Below are 19,430 nucleotides of genomic sequence, written 5' to 3'. Positions count from 1 at the left end.
TGTCCACAGGCCGTGGACAAGAACCCGGACCCTCTCACACCTCGACCCGCAGCTCCCGCAGCCCGCGGATGACGAACCCCGTCCACTCCGGCTCCGCCGCCAGCCGTAGCCGCGGGGCGCGGCGCAGCAGGGTGCCGAAGGAGGCGGCGAGTTCGAGGCGGGCCAGCGGTGCGCCGAGGCAGTAGTGGATGCCGGCGCCGAAGGTGATGTGCGGATTGTCCGCACGGGACAGGTCGAGCTCGTCCGGGCGCTCGAAGCGGGCCGGGTCGCGGTTGGCGGAGCCGAAGAGCAGCGCCACCTCGCTGCCGCGCGGGATGACCGTGCCGCCGACCTCGATGTCCTCCAGCACCCAGCGCTCGAACATCTGCAACGGCGTGTCGTAGCGCAGCAGTTCCTCGATCGCCGGCGCCAGCAGCTCCTCCGGTGCCGCGCGCAGCCGGGCCAGCTGCTCCGGGTGGTGGAAGAGGGTCAGCCAGCCGTTTCCGGTGGAGTTGACCGTGGCCTCGTGTCCCGCGTTCAGCAGCAGCACACAGGTGGAGATCATCTCCTGCTCGGTGAGCCGGTCCTCCGCGTCGTGGGCCGCGATCAGCGCGCTGACCAGGTCCTCACCCGGCGAGCGACGGCGTTCGACGATCAGGTCCCGCAGATACGCGGTGAACTCCAGCGAGGCGCTCACCGCGCGGCGCGCGGTCTCCTCGCTCGGGTTCAGTTCGAACATCCCGCAGATGTCCGCCGACCACGGCCGCAGCAGCCCCCGGTCCGACTCCGGGATGCCCAGCATCTCGGCGATCACCGCCACCGGCAGCGGCTCGGCGACCGTCGCGATCAGGTCCCCGCCACCCCGCGCGACCAGGTCGTCCACCAGTTCCTCGGCCAACCGCCGGATGGTGGGCACCAGCCGCTCGACCGTACGCGGGGTGAACGCCTTGGCGACCAGCCGGCGGATCCGGGTGTGGTCCTCCCCTTCGAGGTCGAGCAGGCCGCTGCCGTTGAGCGTGTGGAAGGGGCCGTGCGCCGCGGACGGAGCGGTCCGCCCGAACTCCTCGTGGCTGAAGCGGTGCAGATAGGTCCGCCCCAACCTGCGGTCCCGCAACAGGGCGCTGACGTCGTCGTAGTGCGGGATCAGCCACTGTCGGGCGGGCTCGAACCAGTGCGCGCGGCCACGCTCGCGCAGGCTCGCGTAGACCGGGTAAGGGTCCGCCGTGAACGACGGGGACCACGGGTCGAAGTCGGCGACGGTGTTCATGCTCCGGGAGCGTATCGCCGGACGATCCCCTCGATCTCGTCAGCCACGGTGCGGGCGGCCGCCGTCGCGGGGTCGATCGGCGGAAAGTGCCCCACGTCCGCCAGGAGCGTCAGCCGCACCGGCTGCCCGGCACGCTCCGCCGCGGCCGCGAACGCCTCCGCGACCCGCGCGGGCACGTCGGCGTCGCGAGCGCCCTGCACGATCGTCGTCGGCACACCGGTGGGGAGCAGCGCGGCCGGGTCGGCGTACGGCAGCCGCCACGCCAGGCCCGCCTCCCCGTCGAGCAGTTCGTCGACCGCGTCGGAGCACACGCCCAGCTCGCGCGCGACCGCGAAGTCGGCGATCGGGGCGAGGGCCACCACACCGCGTACGGCCGGGGTCGGGGCCGGGGCGCGCCACGGCGCGTCGGCCGGCAGCACATGCCGCGCCGCCGCCCACAGCGCGGCGTGCCCGCCCGCCGAGTGCCCGCACAGCACCATCCGTCCGGCGTCCACCCCGGTCAGCCCGAGCTCGGCCACCAGCCTCGGCACGGCGTCCACCGCCGCGGCGAGGTCGTCGAAGGTCTCCGGCCACCGACCCGCCCGGGGCCGGGGCGCCGCGCCCGTCCCCGGGTTCCTCGCCTCCGAGGCCGGTCCCCGCCGGTACTCCACCGACGCGACGGCCAGCCCTCGGCCGGTGAGGAAGGCGGCCAGCGGCGAGATGTGGAGACGGTCGTAGGGGGAGCGCCACGCGCCCCCGTGGAAGAGGACCACGAGGGGCGCGGGCGCGGACGCCGCGTCAGACGGCGGCAGATGGAAGTCCACCACCTGGTCGGGGTGCGGGCCGTACGAGCCGGTGGCGTCCGGTGCCACGGGCGGATGCGCGAAGGCGGACGCCTCCTCCGCCGCGTCGGCGGCCGCGTCGGCGACCGCCGCCCGCGCGGCGGCCGACAGCGCGGGAGCCGCGGCCTCGGAGTCCGGCTCGGGCGGCACGGTCAGCCCACCTCCCCCATGTCGCGCAGCACCTCGCCGAGCACGCGCGCGGCGCGCTCCGCGTCGGCGAAGGAGGTGTACAGCGGGGTGAAGCCGAAGCGCAGCACGTCGGGGCGGCGGAAGTCGCCGACCACGCCGCGCCGGATGAGCTCGGCCATCACCTCACCCGCGTCGGGGCAGCGGAGCGAGACCTGGCTGCCGCGCTCGGCGTGCGCGGCGGGGCTGACCGACTCCACCCTCCCGGCCGGGACGTGACGCTCGACGCAGGAGAGGAAGAAGTCCGTCAGGGCCAGGCTCTTGGCGCGCACCGCCTCGACGGTGACGTCGTCCCAGACGTCCAGCGCCGCCTCCAGGGCGAGCAGCGACAGGATCTCGGGGGTGCCGACCCGGCCGCGGAGCGCCCCGTCGGCCGGCCGGTAGGCCGGGTCCATCCCGAACGGGTCGGCGTGCGAGTTCCAGCCGGGCAGCGGGGAGTCGAAGCGCGGCTGGAGCTCCCGCGCCACGTACAGGTACGCCGGCGAGCCGGGCCCGCCGTTCAGGTACTTGTACGTACACCCCACGGCGAAGTCGACGCCATGGGCGTCCAGGTCCACCGGCAGCGCGCCCGCGCTGTGGCAGAGGTCCCACACCACGCGCGCCCCGGCCGCCCGCGCGGCGGCGGTGATGCCGGGCAGGTCGTGCAGCCGGCCCGTGCGGTAGTCGACGTGGTTGACCAGCACGACGGCGGTGCGCGGACCGATCGCGGCCGCGATCTCGCCGGGCGGCAGGGGCCGCGGCTCACAGCCGGTCAGCCGCGCCGCGGAGCGGGCGATGTAGCCGTCGGTGGGGAAGGTCGTCTCGTCGACGAGGATCTCGTCACGGACGGAGTCCTTCCGAGTCTCCCCGCGGGCGTCCTCCTGGGCGATGCGGACGGCCGCGACCACCGCCTTGAAGACGTTGACGCTGGTCGAGTCACCGACGACCACCTGTCCCGGTGCGGCCCCGATCAGCCGGCCGACGCGGTCGCCGACCCGCTCCGGGGCGGTCCACCAGCCGCTCTCGTCCCAGGACCGGATGCGCAGCCGCCCCCACTCGTGGGTGACGACCTCCGCCAGCCGCGGGGCGACGGTGTGCGGCAGCGCGCCCAGCGAGTTGCCGTCGAGGTAGACGGTGTCGTCGTCGAGGGCGAAGCGCTCGCGGAGCTTGGCGAGTTCGTCGCCGTCGTCCCACCGGGCCGCCTCCGCGGCGAGCTCGTTCGTGGAGATCTCAGACATGGCTGCGCGCCGTCCACAGCTCGGGGAAGACGTTCTTGCCGGCCCGCTTCTCCAGCCAGGCCACGCCCGCCGAACCGCCGGTGCCGGTCTTGGCGCCCATCGCACGCCGGGTGGCCACCAGGTGGTCGTTGCGCCAGCGCCACACCAGCTCGGCGACCTCGGTGAGCGCCTCGCCCAGCTGGGCGAGCTCGCCACCGCCGAGGCCGGTGGCCAGGGCGGGCTCGGAGTAGATCCGCTGCCAGGCGGCCTCCACCGACGGATCGGGCTGGTAGCGCTGGGTGGGGTCGCGGTCCAGGACGGACTCCGCGATCTCGAAGCCCCGGCGGGCCAGGTAGCGCAGCACCTCGTCGTAGAGGCTGGGCTCGGCGAGCGCCTTCTCCAACTCGGCGTGGACCCGCGGCGAGCCCCGGTGCGGGACGAGCATCGACGCGGCCTTGTCCCCGAGCAGGAACTCCATCCGGCGGTACATCGCGGACTGGAACCCGGAGCCCTCGCCGAGCGCCGAGCGGTAGCCGTTGAACTGCGCCGGCGTCAGTCGCGCCAGCGGCTTCCAGGAGGCGTTGAGCGCCTCCAGCTCATGGGTGGAGCGGAGCAGCGCGGCCATCGCGGCCGGCAGGTCGTCCTCGCGCAGCGCCTTGGCCGCGGTCTCCCACTCATGGACGATGACGGTGAACCACAGCTCCATCACCTGGGTCGTCACCAGGAACACCATCTCGCCCGGGTCGTCGGAGAGCGGGTGCTGGAGATGGGTGAGGACGGACGCCTTCACGTAGTCCTCGTAGGGAGTGGTTCCTTCGAAGTCGAGGTTGGGCGTCTCGGGGTCGGCGCCCGGTACGGCGTCCGCCACCGGCTCGGCTTCGTACACGTCGGGGTCGTGCGACATCACTGTCTCCTAGTACAGCGTGCGTCCGGGTAGCGGTCCGCCCCTTCCTTCTCGGCATGGGAGCCCCGGTCCCCTCTCGGGCCACGCGTCCGGCCGGACCAGCGTGCCCATGCGCATCATGCGTGCCGCGAGCGCATACGACAAGGGCCTGCCTGATCGATATACGGAACAGGCAGGCCCCGATGCGGACGGTCATCGGACACGTTCGCTTGTACCCGCTGGAAGACGCTCAGCAGCGGAAACGCTCACAGCGTCGACCCGGACGGGTCAGGAGAGGGTGTCCGCCGCGGTCGGCGAGCTGTCACGCAGGAACGTGGCGCAGCGCTCGTACTCCTCCTGCTCCCCGATGGCCTGGGCGGCGCGGGCGAGCGCGTGCAGCGACCGCAGGAAGCCGCGGTTCGGCTCGTGCTCGAACGGCACGGGCCCGTGGCCCTTCCAGCCGTTGCGGCGCAGCGCGTCCAGCCCCCGGTGGTAGCCCGTGCGGGCGTACGCGTAGGACTCGACGACCCGCCCGGCCTCGAAGGCGTCGTCGGCGAGCTGCGCCCACGCCAGCGAGGATGCGGGGTACTTCGCGGCGACCTCGGCGGGGGCCGCGCCGGACGCGAGCAGCTCACGCGGCTCGGGGTCGTCGGGCAGGTGGGTCGGGGGCGGTCCCCCGAGCAGGTTCTCGTGAATGGCCATGACCTCCAGTCTGCCGGACCGTGGGCCGGACGGACGCGTCGCGTACCGGGTATGGCCCGGTGCGGGCCGGTGAGGCCGGTGCGTCGACGGCGGGGCCCGGCCGGCGGCTACGGCGCGCGCCCACGGCCCGGGCGGGGCCGCTCGCCCGGGTCCAGCGGCGGGGACACCACACCGCAGTGGTAGGTGCACTCGAGGTGACAGTGCTCCTCGCACGCGCCGGCCTCCGGGGTCCCGGCCGCCGCCCGCCCCTCGGTGGCCGGGACCGCCTCGCCGGGGGCGGGGGCGGGCGCGGGGGCGGGCTTCTCCTCCAGCACGTCGTCACGGACCGTGCACCAGGCGATCAGCGCCCCCAGGACCAGCAGGCCGGCGCAGATCAGCATGGCCCTGACGAAGGCGGCGGCGAACGCGTCGGCCTCCCGGTACGCCTCCGGCCCCATCCCGGCGAGCAGCGGCAGCGCGGCGACGGCCATCAGCCCGGCGGCCCGGGCGACCGCGTTGTTGACGCCGCTGGCGAGCCCGGCGCGCGCCACCTCGACGGAGGCCAGGACGGTGGCGGTCAGCGGGGCCACCAGCAGCACCATGCCGGCGCCGAGGACCAGCAGCGCGGGCAGGACCACGGTCCAGTACGAGGCGCCGGGGCCGGCCCGTGTCATCAGCAGGATCCCGACCGCGCACAGCAGCGGACCCGCCGTGAGCGGGATGCGGGGCCCGATCCGCTGGCCGAGCTCGCCCGAGCGGGCGGAGAGCAGCAGCATCAGCAGGGTGGTCGGGAGCAGCGCGGTGCCGGCGGCCAGCGCCGAGTAGTCGAGGACGACCTGGAGCTGGAGCACGGAGAGGAAGAAGAAGCCGCTGAAGGCGGCGTAGACGCACAGGGTGACGGTGTTGACCGCGGTGAACTGCCGGGAGCGGAAGATCCGCGGCGGCAGCATGGGGGCGGCGAGCCGTCGCTCCAGCGCGACGAACGCGGCCCCGAGCAGCAGCCCGCCGACGCCGGAGACGATCACCGCCGGGGAGGGCCCCTGTTCCGGCGCGGCGATCAGGGCGTAGGTGACGGCGCCCAGCGCGAGCGCGCCGAGCACGGCGCCCGCGACGTCGAAGCGACCACCGGCGTCGGGGTCGCGGCTCTCGGGGACGTGCCGGAGCGCGACAGGCACACAGACGGCGGCCAGCGGCACGTTGAGGAAGAACACCCAGCGCCAGCCCGGCCCGTCCACCAGCCAGCCGCCGAGGAACGGTCCGACCGCCGCGGCGACGCCGCCGAGCCCGGACCAGGCGCCGACCGCGCGGGCCCGCTGGTCGGGGTGGAAGCTGGCCTGGATCAGCGCCAGGGAGCCGGGGGTGAGCAGGGCACCGCCGATGCCCTGGAGGGCGCGTGCGGCGATGAGCACCCCGGCGCTGGGGGCCAGCCCGCACAGCAGCGAGGCCAGCGCGAACCACACCACGCCGACCACGAAGACCCGCCGTCGCCCGAAGCGGTCGCCCAGCGCGCCGCCGAGCAGGATCAGGCCGGCGAGCGTGAGCATGTAGGCGTTGACGGTCCACTGGAGCGCCGCCAGGTCGGCGTCGAGATCCTCCCCGATGCGGGGCAGCGCGACATTGACCACCGTGCTGTCGAGCATCGCCATCCCGGATCCGAGGACGGCGGTCAGCAGCACCCAGCGGCCCCGCGGCTGGGCGAGCCGCAGTGCGCCGGCGACGGTGTCGCTCATAGGGGGATGATGCCTCGCGGGGGCGGGGTGCGCGCGGTGGCCGGCCGCGTCCCGCCCGCGTCACGCGGGTCCGGCCGCCGGACGACACCGGGACCCGGCCGCCGGACGCACGAGGGCCCGGCCGCCGGGCGGCGGCCGGGCCCCTGTGTGGGCGCGCGAGGCGTTACTTCAGCTTGGTACCGGTGGAGCGCAGGTCCGCGCACGCCTTGGTGACGCGCTCGGCCATGCCCTTCTCCGCCAGCTTGCCCCAGCTGCGCGGGTCGTAGGTCTTCTTGTCGCCGACCTCGCCGTCGACCTTCAGGACGCCGTCGTAGTTGCGGAACATGTGGTCCGCGACCGGACGGGTGAAGGCGTACTGGGTGTCGGTGTCGAGGTTCATCTTCACGACGCCGTTCTCCAGCGCGGTGCGGATCTCCTCCTCGGTGGAGCCGGAGCCGCCGTGGAAGACGAAGTCGAACGGGTCGGCCTTGCCGTGCTTGGCGGCGATGCCGTCCTGGAGGTCACGGAGCAGCTCCGGGCGGAGCACGACGTTGCCCGGCTTGTAGACGCCGTGGACGTTGCCGAAGGAGGCGGCCAGCAGGTAGCGGCCCTTCTCGCCGAGGCCCAGCGCCTCGGCGGTGCGCTCCGCGTCGGCGACGGTGGTGTAGAGCTCGTCGTTGATCTCGTGGGTGACGCCGTCCTCCTCGCCACCGGTCGGGGTGATCTCGACCTCAAGGATGATCTTGGCCTTGACCGCCTCGGCGAGCAGCTCCTGGGCGATGGCCAGGTTGTCGTCGAGCTTCTCCGCGGAGCCGTCCCACATGTGGGACTGGAAGAGCGGGTTCTGGCCGGCCGCGACGCGCTCCTGCGAGATGGCCAGCAGCGGACGGACATAGCCGTCGAGCTTGTCCTTCGGGCAGTGGTCGGTGTGCAGCGCGATGTTCACCGGGTACTTCTTGGCGACCACGTGCGCGAACTCGGCGAGAGCGACCGCACCGGACACCATGTCCTTGCTGTACTGCCCGCCCAGGAACTCGGCGCCACCGGTGGAGATCTGGATGATGCCGTCGCTCTCAGCCTCGGCGAAACCACGGAGTGCGGCGTGCAGCGTCTGCGTCGAGGTCACATTGATCGCCGGGTAGGCGAACTTGCCTGCCTTCGCCCGGTCAAGCATCTCGTTGTAGATCTCGGGGGATGCGATGGGCATCTGTCCGCTCCTTGTGATGTGGCGGGGTGTGGTTCTTGGCCCTGACCTAACCGGTGGGCGACGTCGTCGTCCGGCCCATCTTCCCAGACTCCTTCATTTGCTCCAGACGGCGCACTGCCCGCGCATCACAAAGGGGCGGGGTGTTTCACGTGAAACACCCCGCCCCTTGGCAAAGCCCCAGCTCAGGACCGTCAGCCGAGGTCAAGATCGGCCAGCTGGAACGCGGGGACGTAGCGCAGGCCCGCCTCCTCGATCGCCCCGGCCGCGCCGCGGTCCACGATCGTCGCGACCGCGACCACCTCGGCGCCGGCCTCCCGGGCCGCCTCCACCGCGGTCAGCGGCGAGCCACCGGTGGTGGAGGTGTCCTCGACCACCAGCACCCGACGGCCCTTGATGTCCGGGCCCTCGATCCGGCGCTGCATGCCGTGGGTCTTCTGCGCCTTGCGCACCACGAAGGCGTCGAGCTTGCGCCCACGCGCCGCGGCGGCGTGCAGCATCGACGTGGCCACCGGGTCCGCGCCCAGGGTCAGCCCGCCCACGGCGTCGTACTCCAGGTCGGCCGTGGTGTCGAGCATGACCTGCCCGACCAGCGGCGCGGCCTCGGCATCGAGGGTGATCCGACGCAGGTCGATGTAGTAGTCGGCCTCCAGCCCGGAGGAGAGGGTGACCTTGCCGTGGACCACGGCCTTGTCCTTGATCTGCTGAAGCAGGGCGTCACGGGCATCGCTCATACGCACGAGCTTAAGCGTTCACGGCCGGCTGTCAGGCCAGTGCGCGCCAGCGCCACGTCGTGGACATCTCCAGCGGATCGATGGGGGTGACCAGCCGCGGCAGGGTGTTCAGCCCGTTGGGCGGACCGGACTGCGGCTCGACGCACACCGCCTCCTCCAGCTCGTCGAAGACGACGACCCACTCACTGCGGCTGGTGACCTTCAGCTCCAGCTCGCCCGGCCAGGTGAGGGTGACGTCCACGCCCTCCGGCATGCCGAAGCAGTCGTCCCACGGCCCGGGGCGGGGAGCGACGCGGCGGCCGGTGGGCAGATGGTCGTCGCCCCGCTCCTCCTGCCACTCGGGGGTGAAGGAGAGCTCGACGTCCGAGCCGCCCCGCCCCAGGTTGCGCAGGAACCACGGGTGCCAGCCGGCCTGCGCCGGAAAGGAGTCGTCGGTCGCCTCCACGCTCATCGTGATCGTCAGACCGTCCTCGGCCAGCTCGAACACCTGCGTGACCCGCCCCGGGTACGGCCAGGGCTCGGCGAGCTCGTAGGTGAAGACCGCGCTCGCCCCGTCCACCCGCGCCGTGCGCCAGGCGGTGTCCCGGCCGGTGCCGTGGATGGCGTGGGGCGGGGCGTTGACGGGAAGCTGGTGCCGCTCGCCGCCGTTGCGGAACTGTCCGAGTTCCACCCGTCCGCACCACGGCACCATCGGGAAGGCGCCGAACTTCGCCCCTTGGCGCAGCACTTCCACGCCGCCGATCCGCAACGAGCCGACGCGGCAGCCGTGGTCCGGCAGCACGGTCAGTTCGGCGTCGCCGGCCGTGAGCCGAACACCCGGGGTCCCCGAGGAGTCTTGCGTGGAGTCGTCGATGGTCACGGGTCGACTCTAGGCGCCCGGGGGACGCCGAGGTAGCAGGCGCTCAGCGGCGGCGGCGCAGCACCCGGCGGCCCACCACGACCGCGGACGCGAGCACCAGCGCGGCGGCCGGAGCCGCCCAGCGCAGGGCGAGCGAGGCCGGCGCGGCCTCGGGCGCCGGCACCGGGGCGTACCGGCCGCGCGGGGGCGCGTGGTCGACCTCCTCGGTGGAGCGGCCGATCATCGTGCGGCGGGCGTGCGCGGCCTCGGCCGGGGGTTCCTCGCCCGTCCCCTCGAAGCCGTCGAAGCCGTCCACTCCCTCGACGACCGCGGCCTCGCCGGCGCGTGGGTCCAGGGAGGGCGGCGGCACCTCGGTGTCGAAGACGGAAGCGGACTCGCCCGCGACCGCCTCCGGATGATCCTCCAGATCCGCCGTGAGCCCGGTCCCGAAACGATCCAGCAGTCGCCGCGCGACCGCGTCCACCGTCTCCGCGTCGGCCTCGGCCAGCCGGCCCTCGCTGTAGACGGTCCCGGAGCAGACCAGCAGCGTCCCGCCCTCCGCCGGCTTCGGAACGACCGTCAGGGAGAGCCGCACGGAGCCGTTCCCCCGCGCCTCGGTGCCCTGGCCCTCGGCGGTGAACACACCCTCGTGCCCGACCACCCGCAGCACGCCGCGATAGGTGATCGTGGAGCCGCCGACGCGGATGCGCAGCCGCCCGGCGATCGCGTCGTCCGGCGAGGCGTCGGGGTCGCGATGCAGCCCGGGGATGCTGCGGGCGACGCGGGCCGGGTCGGACAGGGCCCGGCGGACGGTGCCGACGGGGTACGGCACGAACACCTCATGCTCCATGACAACCGAGACTACCCACGATCCCCCGCGCCAGTGCCGCACCCACCCGGACTTTCGTACCAACGGCCCCGGCCGCCCCCGTCGGACGGGGCGGCGGTGCGGCTCAACCCCGGTAGCGCGGATGCGTCAGGGTGGAGACGGGCAGCCCGGCCACGCGCTCGCGGGCCGCACCGCGCCGCCCCGCCCACAGCGCCTCCTCGGTCAGCGAGCGGAGGGCGGGCGCCCACGCGGGCAGTCGCAGCTCGGGACGGGCGTGACCGGCCAGCAGAAAGGCCCAGTCGTCCGGGGCGCCGGCCGCGGAGAAGCGTTCCAGCCGGCCGGCACGGACGGGCACCCGACCGCCGACCGTGTACGGCACGGGGCGCAGCCCCACCGACCGGATCGTGGCGTCGACCGTCCAGTAGGCGCGCGGCCGTGCGCTGAGGGCCCCCGCGTGGACCACCAGCCGCCCGCCGGGCGCGAGCACCCGCCGCACCAGCCCGTAGAACTCCTGGGAGTACAGCTTGGTGGTGTCGGTCGGACCGGGCTCGGGGAGGTCGGAGACGACCACGTCGTAGCCGTCGTGCGTGGGCCCCCGTGCCCGCAGCCAGGTGAAGGCGTCCCCGATGTCCACGCGCACCCGGCGATCGGCGAGCGACCCGGCGTTGAGGGCGGACAGTTCGCGGTGGGTGCGGGCCAACTCGACCAGCGCCGCGTCACGTTCGACGACGGTGACCGACTCCACGCCCGCGTACCGCAGGATCTCCCGCGCCGCGATCCCGTCGCCGCCGCCCAGCACCAGCACCCGGCGGTGCGGGCCGGCCATCGCCGGGTGCACCAGCGCCTCGCCGTAGCGGTGGGCGTCCCGCCCGTTCAACCGCAGCCGCCCGTCGAGGAAGAGGGACAGCGGCCGCCCGGTGCCCCCGCCACCGGTCAGCACCACCTCCTGGACCGGGGTGTCCAGCGCCAGCCGCACCTCCGCCCCGTACACCGCCCGCCGCGCGGCCCGCTCGAAGGGGCCGGTCAGCACGGCGCCGACGGCCAACAGGGAGAGCACCAGCAGATTGGCCACCACCAGCGTCCAGCGCGCCCGCGCCGTCAGGTCGCCGCGGAAGAGCCACAGCACCAGCACCCCGCCCGCGATCGCGTTGACCGCGCCGGTCAGCAGCGCCCCGGTCAGCTGCCCCAGCGCGGGCAGCAGCAGGAAGGGGAAGGCCAGTCCGCCGACGAGCGCGCCCACATAGTCGGCCGCGAACAGATCGGCCACCGCCCCGCCCGCGTCCTGTCGCCGCACCCGCTGGATCAGCGTCATCAACAGCGGCACCTCGGCGCCGATCAACACCCCGATGGCGAGGGAGAAGCCCACCAGCGCGAGGCAGGGGCGGCCGACCCAGGCGAAGCACGCGTACAGCGCCATCGCCGAGCCCCCGCCGACCAGCGCCAGCACCGCCTCGATCGCCCCGAACCCGACCGCGGCCCGGCGGCGCAGCCGCTTGGCGAGCAGCGATCCCACACCCATGGCGAAGACCATCAGCGACAGCACCACGGACGCCTGGGTGACCGAGTCCCCCGTCAGATACGAGGCCAGGGCCACCAGTTCCAGCTCGTAGACCAGGCCGCAGGCGGCGCAGACGAAGGCGGTGAGCAGCAGCAGGAAGCGGCCGAGCCCGGCCGGCACGGGCAACCGCGGCGCACCCTCCACGGGAGCGTCCGGCGCCGGCTCCCGGCTCGGCTCCGGGGACGCGCCCGGGACGGTGGGCAGCGGCGACTCCATCACGAAGGGAACGCTACGTCACTATCCCTTCACCCTCTGTCACCCACGCGAGTGCAATGCCCCTCGCTGACGGGCGAGTTGAGGCCGGTCAGGACTGTCCATCCCGCCCCGGGAGAGCTCTCGGGCCCCACCCGTTTCACCGCCGGGCGGGCCCCCGTCCGCGCGGGCGGGACGCCCGCCGGGCCTCGGGGAGGGGAAAGACCTAGAGAGACGCCGCGACCCGTACCCCCACGCGGGTACGGGTCGCGACCAGTCGCCCCTCCTGCGGATAGGCGTGCCAGGTGCGCCAACCCACCAGCCCTTCGTGGCGCTGGGCGAGCATCGCCGTAAAAGCGTGCGGGCTGCCCGGAAAGGTTCCGGCCAGCCCGTGCGGGTGGTCGGCGACGAGCGCCAGCAACTCTTGAGCACGTCCGGCGAAGGAGCCGCGGGACAGCGTCTCCACCCGCGCGGCGAACTCGTACTCCCGGTCGCCGACCAGCGTGGACACCCCCAGGGGAAGCGGGGTGCTGCTGCCGGGCATACAGGCGACCGTCTCCGAGCACAGGCCGTGCGCCTCGTCGAGGATCACCTGATGGGAGGCGCCGAGCAGCCTCAACTGCACCGACGCCTCGCCGAATCGGAGGTCGAGGACCGCGAGGGCGGGGAGGGGCTCTCGCCCGAGACACCAGGCGAGATCGGCGGCACGGGTGTCGATGTAGGCCGTCTTAAGGGTCGTGAGCATGGATCGGCTCCGCAAGCACGCAGTGAGAGAAGGTGGGCCGGACCGTCCCGGGAAGGACCTGGTCTTCGGGTACGCGGCTCGTGCCTACGTGGGGTCCGTAGGGTCCGGGAATACGGAATCATGAAATGAGCGGCGCCACAGCGTTTTTGCCCATCTTCACCGGGTTTCCATCCCCGCGGGCGCAGGCACGTTCACCTGTTCAAGCAGTATGCGCCCGGCGTGCATGGGCACGCCGGGCGCATTGAAGCCGTGAACTCTTCGGAGAGTGCGCGTGGCACGGGACGACGGCATCCGCCGCCGTCAGCTGCCCCCGCCCCCGCCGCAGCCGCCCCCGCCGCCACCGCCGCAGGAGGAGGACGAGCTGCCGCACGAGGAGCTGCTTCCGCAGGAGGACGAGCCGCCGCAGGACGAGCCGCCGCCGCTCCCCGCCCACCAGCTGTCGTTGCTGGAGCGCCGCGACGAGCCGCCACGCGAACCCCCGCCCCCGCGGCGCGAGGTCGAGGCCACCGCCGCCACCCCCGTCACGACCAGCGCGATCAGCACCACGGCCAGGAGGATCTCCACCATCAGCCCTCACTCTCCTTACTTCCCCCGTGTCCCCCGAAGCGAGGTCCACTCCGTATGTGCTGGGCTGATTCCCTGGCCGAATCGCGACGAAAGCAGAGTTGAGGAAGTCCAGAGGTTCACCGCACGATGTCGTCATGGCTCCCATCGACGCCCCGGACACCCGGACCGAACGGCCGCTGCTCAACCGACGCCTCGCCGAGTTCGGCACCACGATCTTCGCCGAGATGTCGGCCCTGGCCGCCCGCACCGGCGCCATCAACCTCGGTCAGGGCTTCCCCGACACCGACGGGCCCGACTCCGTGCGGGAGGCCGCGGTGCGCGCCCTGCGCGAGGGCCGCGGCAACCAGTACCCACCCGGCCCCGGCGTCCCCGAGCTGCGGACGGCGATCGCCGAGCACCAGCGGCGCTGGTACGGGCTGCCCTACGACCCCGACACCGAGGTGCTCGTCACCGCGGGCGCCACGGAGGCGATCGCCGCCTCGCTGCTGGCGCTGCTGGAGCCCGGCGACGAGGTCATCGCCCTGGAGCCCTACTACGACTCGTACGCGGCGTGCGTCGCGATGGCGGGCGGCACCCGGGTCCCGGTGACGCTGCGACCGGACGCCGCGACCGGGATGTACCACCTGGACGTGGACGAGCTGCGGGCCGCCGTCACCGACCGCACCCGGCTCATCCTGCTCAACACCCCGCACAACCCCACCGGCACCGTCCTCACCCGCGAGGAGCTGACCGCCGTCGCGGAGCTGGCCTGCGAGCGCGATCTGATCGTGGTCACCGACGAGGTCTACGAGCACCTCGTCTACGGCACCGAGCACATTCCGCTGGCGAGCCTCCCCGGCATGCGGGAGCGCACCGTCACCATCAGCTCGGCCGGCAAGACCTTCTCCTTCACCGGCTGGAAGGTGGGCTGGGTGACCGCCGCGCCGCCGCTGGTCGCCGCCGTGCGATCCGCGAAGCAGTACCTCACCTTCGTCTCCGCCGGCCCCTTCCAGTACGCCGTCGCCGAGGCGCTGCGGCTGCCCGACTCCTACTTCCACGCGCTGCGCCGGGACCACCACGCCAGGCGGGACCTGCTGGCCGACGGCCTGCGGAACGCGGGCTTCACCGTCTACCGACCGGCCGGCACGTACTTCATCACCACCGACATCCGCCCGCTCGGCCACACCGACGGCTTCGCCTTCTGCCGCGCCCTGCCCGAGCGCTGCGGCGTCGTCGCCATCCCGAACGCCGTCTTCTACGACCACCGGGAGCAGGGCGCTCCCTTCGTCCGCTTCGCCTTCTGCAAGCGCGCCGCCGTCCTCGAAGAGGCCGTGGACCGGCTGAAGTCCCTGGCCGGCTGAGCGGCGCGACCCGCCGGCCACGCGGCGGGCGCCGGGCTGAGCCGACCGGGTGCAAGCGCAGCGTGCCCGCTCGCGCGCGCGGGGTCCATCACGCATCGTCGGTGGTGTCGAGCCCCCGCCGCATTCCCGGGGGCTCGACGCCTGCCCCGCGCCCGCCCGGCCCCGCCCCGGAGGTGCTGCCCCGTGCCGCCGACCGCCACCGCCGCGCCCCTGGCGACCCCACGGAAGGACCCCGGCTCACTGCGTCGGGCGGCGCCCGCCCTCGCCCTGTACGCGGCGACGCGGCTGACCGGGATGGTGTGCATGGCGGCGTGGGCGTGGTGGATCGGCAAGCATCCGCGCACGCTGCTCGGGTTCTCCTGGGACGGCATGTGGTACACGGGCATCGCCCGGTACGGCTACGGTGTCGGCTTCCCCGTCGCCGGCGGACCCCATCAGACCTTCAGCGACCTGGCCTTCTTCCCCCTGCTGCCCGGTCTGGTGCGGGCGGTGGCGACGATCACCCCGCTGGGCGCGGTCAGCGCCGGGCTGCTGGTGGCCTGGGTGGCCGCGGGCTTCGCGGCCTGGGGCATCTACGCGATCGGGGAGCTGCTGTACGGGCGCCGGGTGGCCACCCTGCTGGTGGTGCTGTGGGGGGTGCTGCCCCACGCCATCGTGCAGTCGATGGTCTACACCGAACCGCTGATGACGGCGTTGGCCGCCTGGTCGCTGTACGCGCTGCTGACCCGCCGCTGGCTGTGGGCCGGGGCGCTGGCGCTGCTGGCCGGGGTCTCCCGGCCCAGCGGCGTCGCGGTACCGGCCGCGGTCTGCGTCTGCGCGGCGGTGGAGCTGTGGCGGGGCGGCCGGGCCGGCCGGCGGCGATGGCGGGTGTGGGCGGCCGCCGCGGTGGCCCCGCTGGGCTGGCTCGGCTATGTGGCCTGGGTCGGCGTCCAGCGCGGCGGACCCCTGGGTTACTTCAAGGTGCAGGAGGAGTGGGGCTCGCACTTCGACTTCGGGATCGGCGCGCTGCGCTACGTGCGCCACCTGCTGATCGGCCAGGACCTCCTGGCCGCCTACATGGTCCCGGTGATCGTCGCCGCCGCGCTGGTGTGCCTGGCGCTGCTGGTGCTGGACCGGCCGCCGCTGGCGCTGCTGGTCTACACCCTCGCCCTGACGGTCATCGCGCTCGGCGGCGACGGCTACTTCCCCTCCAAGCCGCGCTTCCTGCTGCCGGCGTTCCCCCTGCTGCTGCCGGCGGCGCTGGCCATGGCGAGAGCCCGGCGGCGCACCGTCCTGGTGACGGTCGGCGCGCTGGCCGGGCTCTCCTGGTGTTACGGCACATATCTGCTCACGGTCGCGCCCATTCCGATGTGATCGGCGCGCGCGGCCCGCGAACGGGGGTGATCAGCTCTGGTCGCCGTCGGGCGACGGGCCGTCACCTTCGTCGGACTCGATGTCGGACTCGAGACCCAGCTGCTCCACCAGCCACCGGTCGAACTCGATCGACGCCCGCACCCAGCTGACCGTGCTGGACACGAAGTGCTCCAGGCTGACGCCGGTGCCGATCAGCATCTGCGCCTCGCCGATCAGCCGGACGGTGCCGTCGTCGTTGGTGTGGCTGTAGACCTTCGGCCACAGCGTGCGACGGTTCCAGTCGTCGATGACCTCGAGAAGCTGGTGCTTCCGCTCGATCTCGTGCGGCCGGTCGTAGAACGTGCGGACCGAGAAGACCTGCTGCTCCTGCTCGCCGCGGAACATGAAGTACGTCCGGAACTGCTCCCACGGCGCGGCGAGGTCGCCCTCGTCGTCGACGACGTACTTAAGCTCCATCTGCTCGAGCAGCTGCTTGACCAGGTCCTGGTCCGGAATCACTGGGCCCGCGGGGCCGGTCGGCTCCGGTTCGGGCTGGCCCCCGAAATTCGGAATCGAGGACGGGTCGATGCTCACCGTGGATTTCCCTTCGTACGGATGCGGCCATCCTCCCCCACACCCGCCCCGTCCCCGCAACCCCGACTCGACCTCGGGCTCCGGCCGGCGCCGGAAACCACGCCGCCGGCGGGCACACCCCCGCGGACCCCGCGGGGGCCCGGCCGCGCCGGCGGCGGGCTCACCGCGCGGGGCCCACCAGCAGCTCGTCGCCGACCCGCGCGACCCGCACCGTGTCGCCCTCGCGGACCTCGCCGGCGAGGATCTCCCGCGCCAGCCGGTCGCCGATGACGGTCTGCACCAGGCGGCGCAGCGGCCGGGCGCCGTACGCCGGGTCGTTGCCCTCCTCGGCCAGCCACACGAGCGCCTCGGGAGTGACCTCCAGGGTGAGCCGCCGCTCGGCCAGCCGCCGGGCCAGCCGCTCGACCTGGAGCTGGGCGATGCGCTCCAGCTCGCCCAGGGAGAGGGCGGAGAAGACCACGATGTCGTCCAGCCGGTTCAGGAACTCCGGCTTGAAGGCGGTACGCACGGTCTCCAGGACCCGCTTCCGCTTCTCCTCGTCGCCCATCGCGGGGTCGACCAGATACTGGCTGCCCAGGTTGGAGGTGAGGATCAGGATGGTGTTACGGAAGTCGACCGTCCGGCCCTGGCCGTCGGTGAGCCTGCCGTCGTCCAACACCTGGAGCAGGATGTCGAAGACCTCCGGATGGGCCTTCTCCACCTCGTCCAGCAGCACCACGCTGTACGGGCGGCGGCGCACCGCCTCGGTCAGCTGACCGCCCTCCTCGTAGCCGACGTAGCCGGGCGGGGCGCCGACCAGCCGGGCCACGCTGTGCTTCTCGCCGTACTCGCTCATGTCGATGCGGACCATGGCCCGCTCGTCGTCGAAGAGGAAGTCCGCGAGCGCCTTGGCCAGCTCGGTCTTGCCCACGCCGGTGGGGCCGAGGAAGAGGAAGGAACCGGTGGGCCGGTCGGGGTCCGCGATCCCGGCGCGGGTGCGCCGCACCGCGTCGGAGACCGCGCGCACGGCCTCGGTCTGGCCGATCAGCCGCCGGCCCAGCTCCTCCTCCATGCGCAGCAGCTTCTGGGTCTCGCCCTCCAGCAGCCGCCCGGCCGGGATGCCGGTCCAGGAGCCGACGACATCGGCCACGTCGTCCGGGCCGACCTCGTCCTTGACCATGGTCTCCCGCTTGGCCTCCTCCTCCGCCGCGGCGGCCGCCTCCAGCTCACGCTCCACCCCCGGGATCTCCCCGTAGAGCAGCTTGGAGGCGGTGTCGAAGTCGCCGTCGCGCTGGGCGCGCTCGGCCTGGCCGCGCAGGTCGTCCAGCCGCTCCTTGAGCGCGCCGACCCGGTTCAGCCCCTCCTTCTCCTTCTCCCAGCGGGCGGTCAGGCCGCGCAGCTCCTCCTCCTTGTCGGCGAGGTCGCGGCGCAGCCTCTCCAGTCGCTCCCGGCTGGCGTCGTCCGACTCGTTCTTCAGCGCCAGCTCCTCCATCTTCAGCCGGTCCACCTGGCGCTGGAGCTCGTCGATCTCCATGGGCGAGGAGTCGATCTCCATACGCAGCCGGGAGGCGGCCTCGTCGACCAGGTCGATCGCCTTGTCGGGGAGGAAGCGGGAGGTGATGTACCGGTCGGAGAGGGTGGCCGCGGCCACCAGCGCGCCGTCCGCGATCTGCACCTTGTGGTGCGCCTCGTACCGCCCCTTGAGGCCGCGCAGGATGGCGATGGTGTCCTCGACGGTCGGCTCCGCGACCAGCACCTGCTGGAAGCGGCGCTCCAGCGCCGGGTCCTTCTCGATCCGCTCCCGGTACTCGTCCAGGGTGGTGGCGCCGACCATGCGCAGCTCGCCGCGGGCCAGCATCGGCTTGAGCATGTTTCCCGCGTCCATGGCGGAGTCGCCGCCGGCACCCGCGCCGACGACCGTGTGCAGCTCGTCGATGAAGGTGATGATCCGGCCGTCGGAGTCCTTGATCTCCTTCAGGACGGACTTCAGCCGCTCCTCGAACTCGCCCCGGTACTTGGCGCCCGCGACCATCGCCCCCAGGTCGAGGGCGACCAGCCGCTTGTTCCGCAGCGACTCGGGCACATCGCCCTTGACGATCCGCTGGGCCAGGCCCTCCACGACCGCCGTCTTGCCGACACCGGGCTCGCCGATCAGCACCGGGTTGTTCTTGGTGCGCCGGGAGAGCACCTGAACCACCCGGCGGATCTCGTGGTCCCGGCCGATGACGGGGTCGAGCTTGCCGTCACGGGCGGCGGCGGTGAAGTCGGTGCCGAACTTCTCCAGGGCCTTGTAGGTCCCCTCCGGGTCGGCGGTGGAGACGCGCTGGCTGCCCCGGATGTCCTCGAAGGCGGCCAGCAGCTTCTTGGCGGAGGCGCCCTGGTCGTCCAGCACCTGCCCGGCCTGCCCGCCCTTGGCGGCGATCCCGATCAGCAGGTGCTCGGTGGAGACGAAGGCGTCCCCGAGCCCGCGGGCGCGCTGCGAGGCGTCCGCCAGCACGGCCAGCAGCTCCCGGTTGGGGCGCGGCGGGGCCACGGTCGACCCCTGCACGCTGGGCAGCCGCGCCAGCAGCCGCTCGGTCTCCGAGCGCACGCCGGCCGCGTCGGCCTCGACGGCGGCCAGCAGGTCCATCAGGTTCTCGTTGTCCTGCCCCTGGAGCAGGGCGAGCAGCAGATGCGCGGGGGTGAGGTCCGCGTGTCCGGCGGACACCGCCCGCTCATTGGCGGCGCTCAGCGCGGCCTGGCTCTTGTTGGTCAGCTCGGCGTCCACGGCCTGTGATCCTCCTGATTCTCGCCCGG

The 19,430-nt window shown here is 73.3% G+C and carries 17 protein-coding genes; 2 read left to right on the top strand and 15 right to left on the bottom strand.

The window, feature by feature from the left end:
• Positions 1–34: 34 nt before the first annotated feature.
• The 13 genes from CD790_RS12860 to CD790_RS12800 all read right to left on the bottom strand — a co-directional run bounded on the left by CD790_RS12860 (position 35) and on the right by CD790_RS12800 (position 13,389).
• Positions 35–1,246, bottom strand: coding sequence for a cytochrome P450 (locus CD790_RS12860; protein ID WP_144383294.1), 1,212 nt, complete (start codon positions 1,244–1,246; stop codon positions 35–37).
• Positions 1,243–2,178, bottom strand: coding sequence for an alpha/beta hydrolase (locus tag CD790_RS12855; protein ID WP_144383399.1), 936 nt, complete (start codon positions 2,176–2,178; stop codon positions 1,243–1,245). Before CD790_RS12855 ends, CD790_RS12860 begins: the two co-directional genes overlap by 4 nt.
• Before the next feature lie 41 nt (positions 2,179–2,219).
• On the bottom strand, positions 2,220–3,470 hold the full coding sequence (kynU, locus tag CD790_RS12850) for a kynureninase (RefSeq protein WP_144383293.1): 1,251 nt from the start codon (positions 3,468–3,470) through the stop codon (positions 2,220–2,222).
• Complete coding sequence (locus CD790_RS12845; protein WP_144383292.1) at positions 3,463–4,353, bottom strand: tryptophan 2,3-dioxygenase family protein; 891 nt, start codon at positions 4,351–4,353, stop codon at positions 3,463–3,465. The genes kynU and CD790_RS12845 overlap by 8 nt, the downstream gene beginning before the upstream one ends.
• 267 nt (positions 4,354–4,620) lie before the next feature.
• Entirely contained in the window at positions 4,621–5,034 is a 414-nt protein-coding gene (locus tag CD790_RS12840) for a DUF3151 domain-containing protein (protein ID WP_144383291.1), read from the bottom strand.
• A 107-nt stretch (positions 5,035–5,141) separates the two neighbouring features.
• Positions 5,142–6,743, bottom strand: coding sequence for an MFS transporter (locus CD790_RS12835; RefSeq protein ID WP_144383290.1), 1,602 nt, complete (start codon positions 6,741–6,743; stop codon positions 5,142–5,144).
• Positions 6,744–6,906: 163 nt separating this feature from the next.
• A complete protein-coding gene (gene fbaA / locus CD790_RS12830; protein ID WP_144383289.1) occupies positions 6,907–7,929 on the bottom strand; it encodes a class II fructose-bisphosphate aldolase in 1,023 nt (340 codons plus the stop codon).
• A gap of 191 nt (positions 7,930–8,120) precedes the next feature.
• Positions 8,121–8,660 (bottom strand): orotate phosphoribosyltransferase, encoded by a 540-nt coding sequence (pyrE, locus tag CD790_RS12825; protein WP_144383288.1) that lies wholly within the window; start codon positions 8,658–8,660, stop codon positions 8,121–8,123.
• Positions 8,661–8,691: 31 nt separating this feature from the next.
• Positions 8,692–9,519: an aldose 1-epimerase gene (locus CD790_RS12820; RefSeq protein ID WP_144383287.1), complete on the bottom strand. Its 828-nt coding sequence runs from the start codon at positions 9,517–9,519 to the stop codon at positions 8,692–8,694.
• A gap of 43 nt (positions 9,520–9,562) precedes the next feature.
• A complete protein-coding gene (locus tag CD790_RS12815; protein ID WP_144383286.1) occupies positions 9,563–10,348 on the bottom strand; it encodes an SRPBCC family protein in 786 nt (261 codons plus the stop codon).
• 103 nt (positions 10,349–10,451) lie between these two features.
• Entirely contained in the window at positions 10,452–12,101 is a 1,650-nt protein-coding gene (locus CD790_RS12810; RefSeq protein WP_144383398.1) for a polyamine aminopropyltransferase, read from the bottom strand.
• Between the two features lie 202 nt (positions 12,102–12,303).
• Complete coding sequence (locus tag CD790_RS12805) at positions 12,304–12,822, bottom strand: DUF2617 family protein (RefSeq protein ID WP_144383285.1); 519 nt, start codon at positions 12,820–12,822, stop codon at positions 12,304–12,306.
• Positions 12,823–13,122: 300 nt separating this feature from the next.
• Positions 13,123–13,389 (bottom strand): hypothetical protein, encoded by a 267-nt coding sequence (locus tag CD790_RS12800; RefSeq protein ID WP_144383284.1) that lies wholly within the window; start codon positions 13,387–13,389, stop codon positions 13,123–13,125.
• A gap of 134 nt (positions 13,390–13,523) precedes the next feature.
• Here CD790_RS12800 and CD790_RS12795 point away from each other — a divergent pair, with 134 nt between their 5' ends.
• Both CD790_RS12795 and CD790_RS12790 read left to right on the top strand, forming a co-directional pair.
• Positions 13,524–14,729: a pyridoxal phosphate-dependent aminotransferase gene (locus tag CD790_RS12795; protein ID WP_144383283.1), complete on the top strand. Its 1,206-nt coding sequence runs from the start codon at positions 13,524–13,526 to the stop codon at positions 14,727–14,729.
• A gap of 183 nt (positions 14,730–14,912) precedes the next feature.
• Positions 14,913–16,082 carry a hypothetical protein gene (locus tag CD790_RS12790; RefSeq protein WP_186318988.1) on the top strand — a complete coding sequence of 390 codons (1,170 nt, stop codon included), beginning with the start codon at positions 14,913–14,915 and terminating at the stop codon, positions 16,080–16,082.
• Positions 16,083–16,112: 30 nt separating this feature from the next.
• Here the strand turns inward: CD790_RS12790 and CD790_RS12785 are convergent, their stop codons facing one another.
• Positions 16,113–16,655, bottom strand: a complete 543-nt coding sequence (locus tag CD790_RS12785) for a YbjN domain-containing protein (protein WP_144383282.1) — start codon at positions 16,653–16,655, stop codon at positions 16,113–16,115.
• 160 nt (positions 16,656–16,815) lie between these two features.
• On the bottom strand, positions 16,816–19,401 hold the full coding sequence (gene clpB, locus CD790_RS12780) for an ATP-dependent chaperone ClpB (RefSeq protein WP_144383281.1): 2,586 nt from the start codon (positions 19,399–19,401) through the stop codon (positions 16,816–16,818).
• Positions 19,402–19,430 lie beyond the last annotated feature (29 nt).

It is taken from the genome of Streptomyces sp. SAJ15 (assembly GCF_007595705.1).
Taxonomy (GTDB): domain Bacteria; phylum Actinomycetota; class Actinomycetes; order Streptomycetales; family Streptomycetaceae; genus Streptomyces.
Note: the sequence above shows the minus strand (reverse complement) of the source record. Positions and strands in the feature narration are given on the sequence as shown.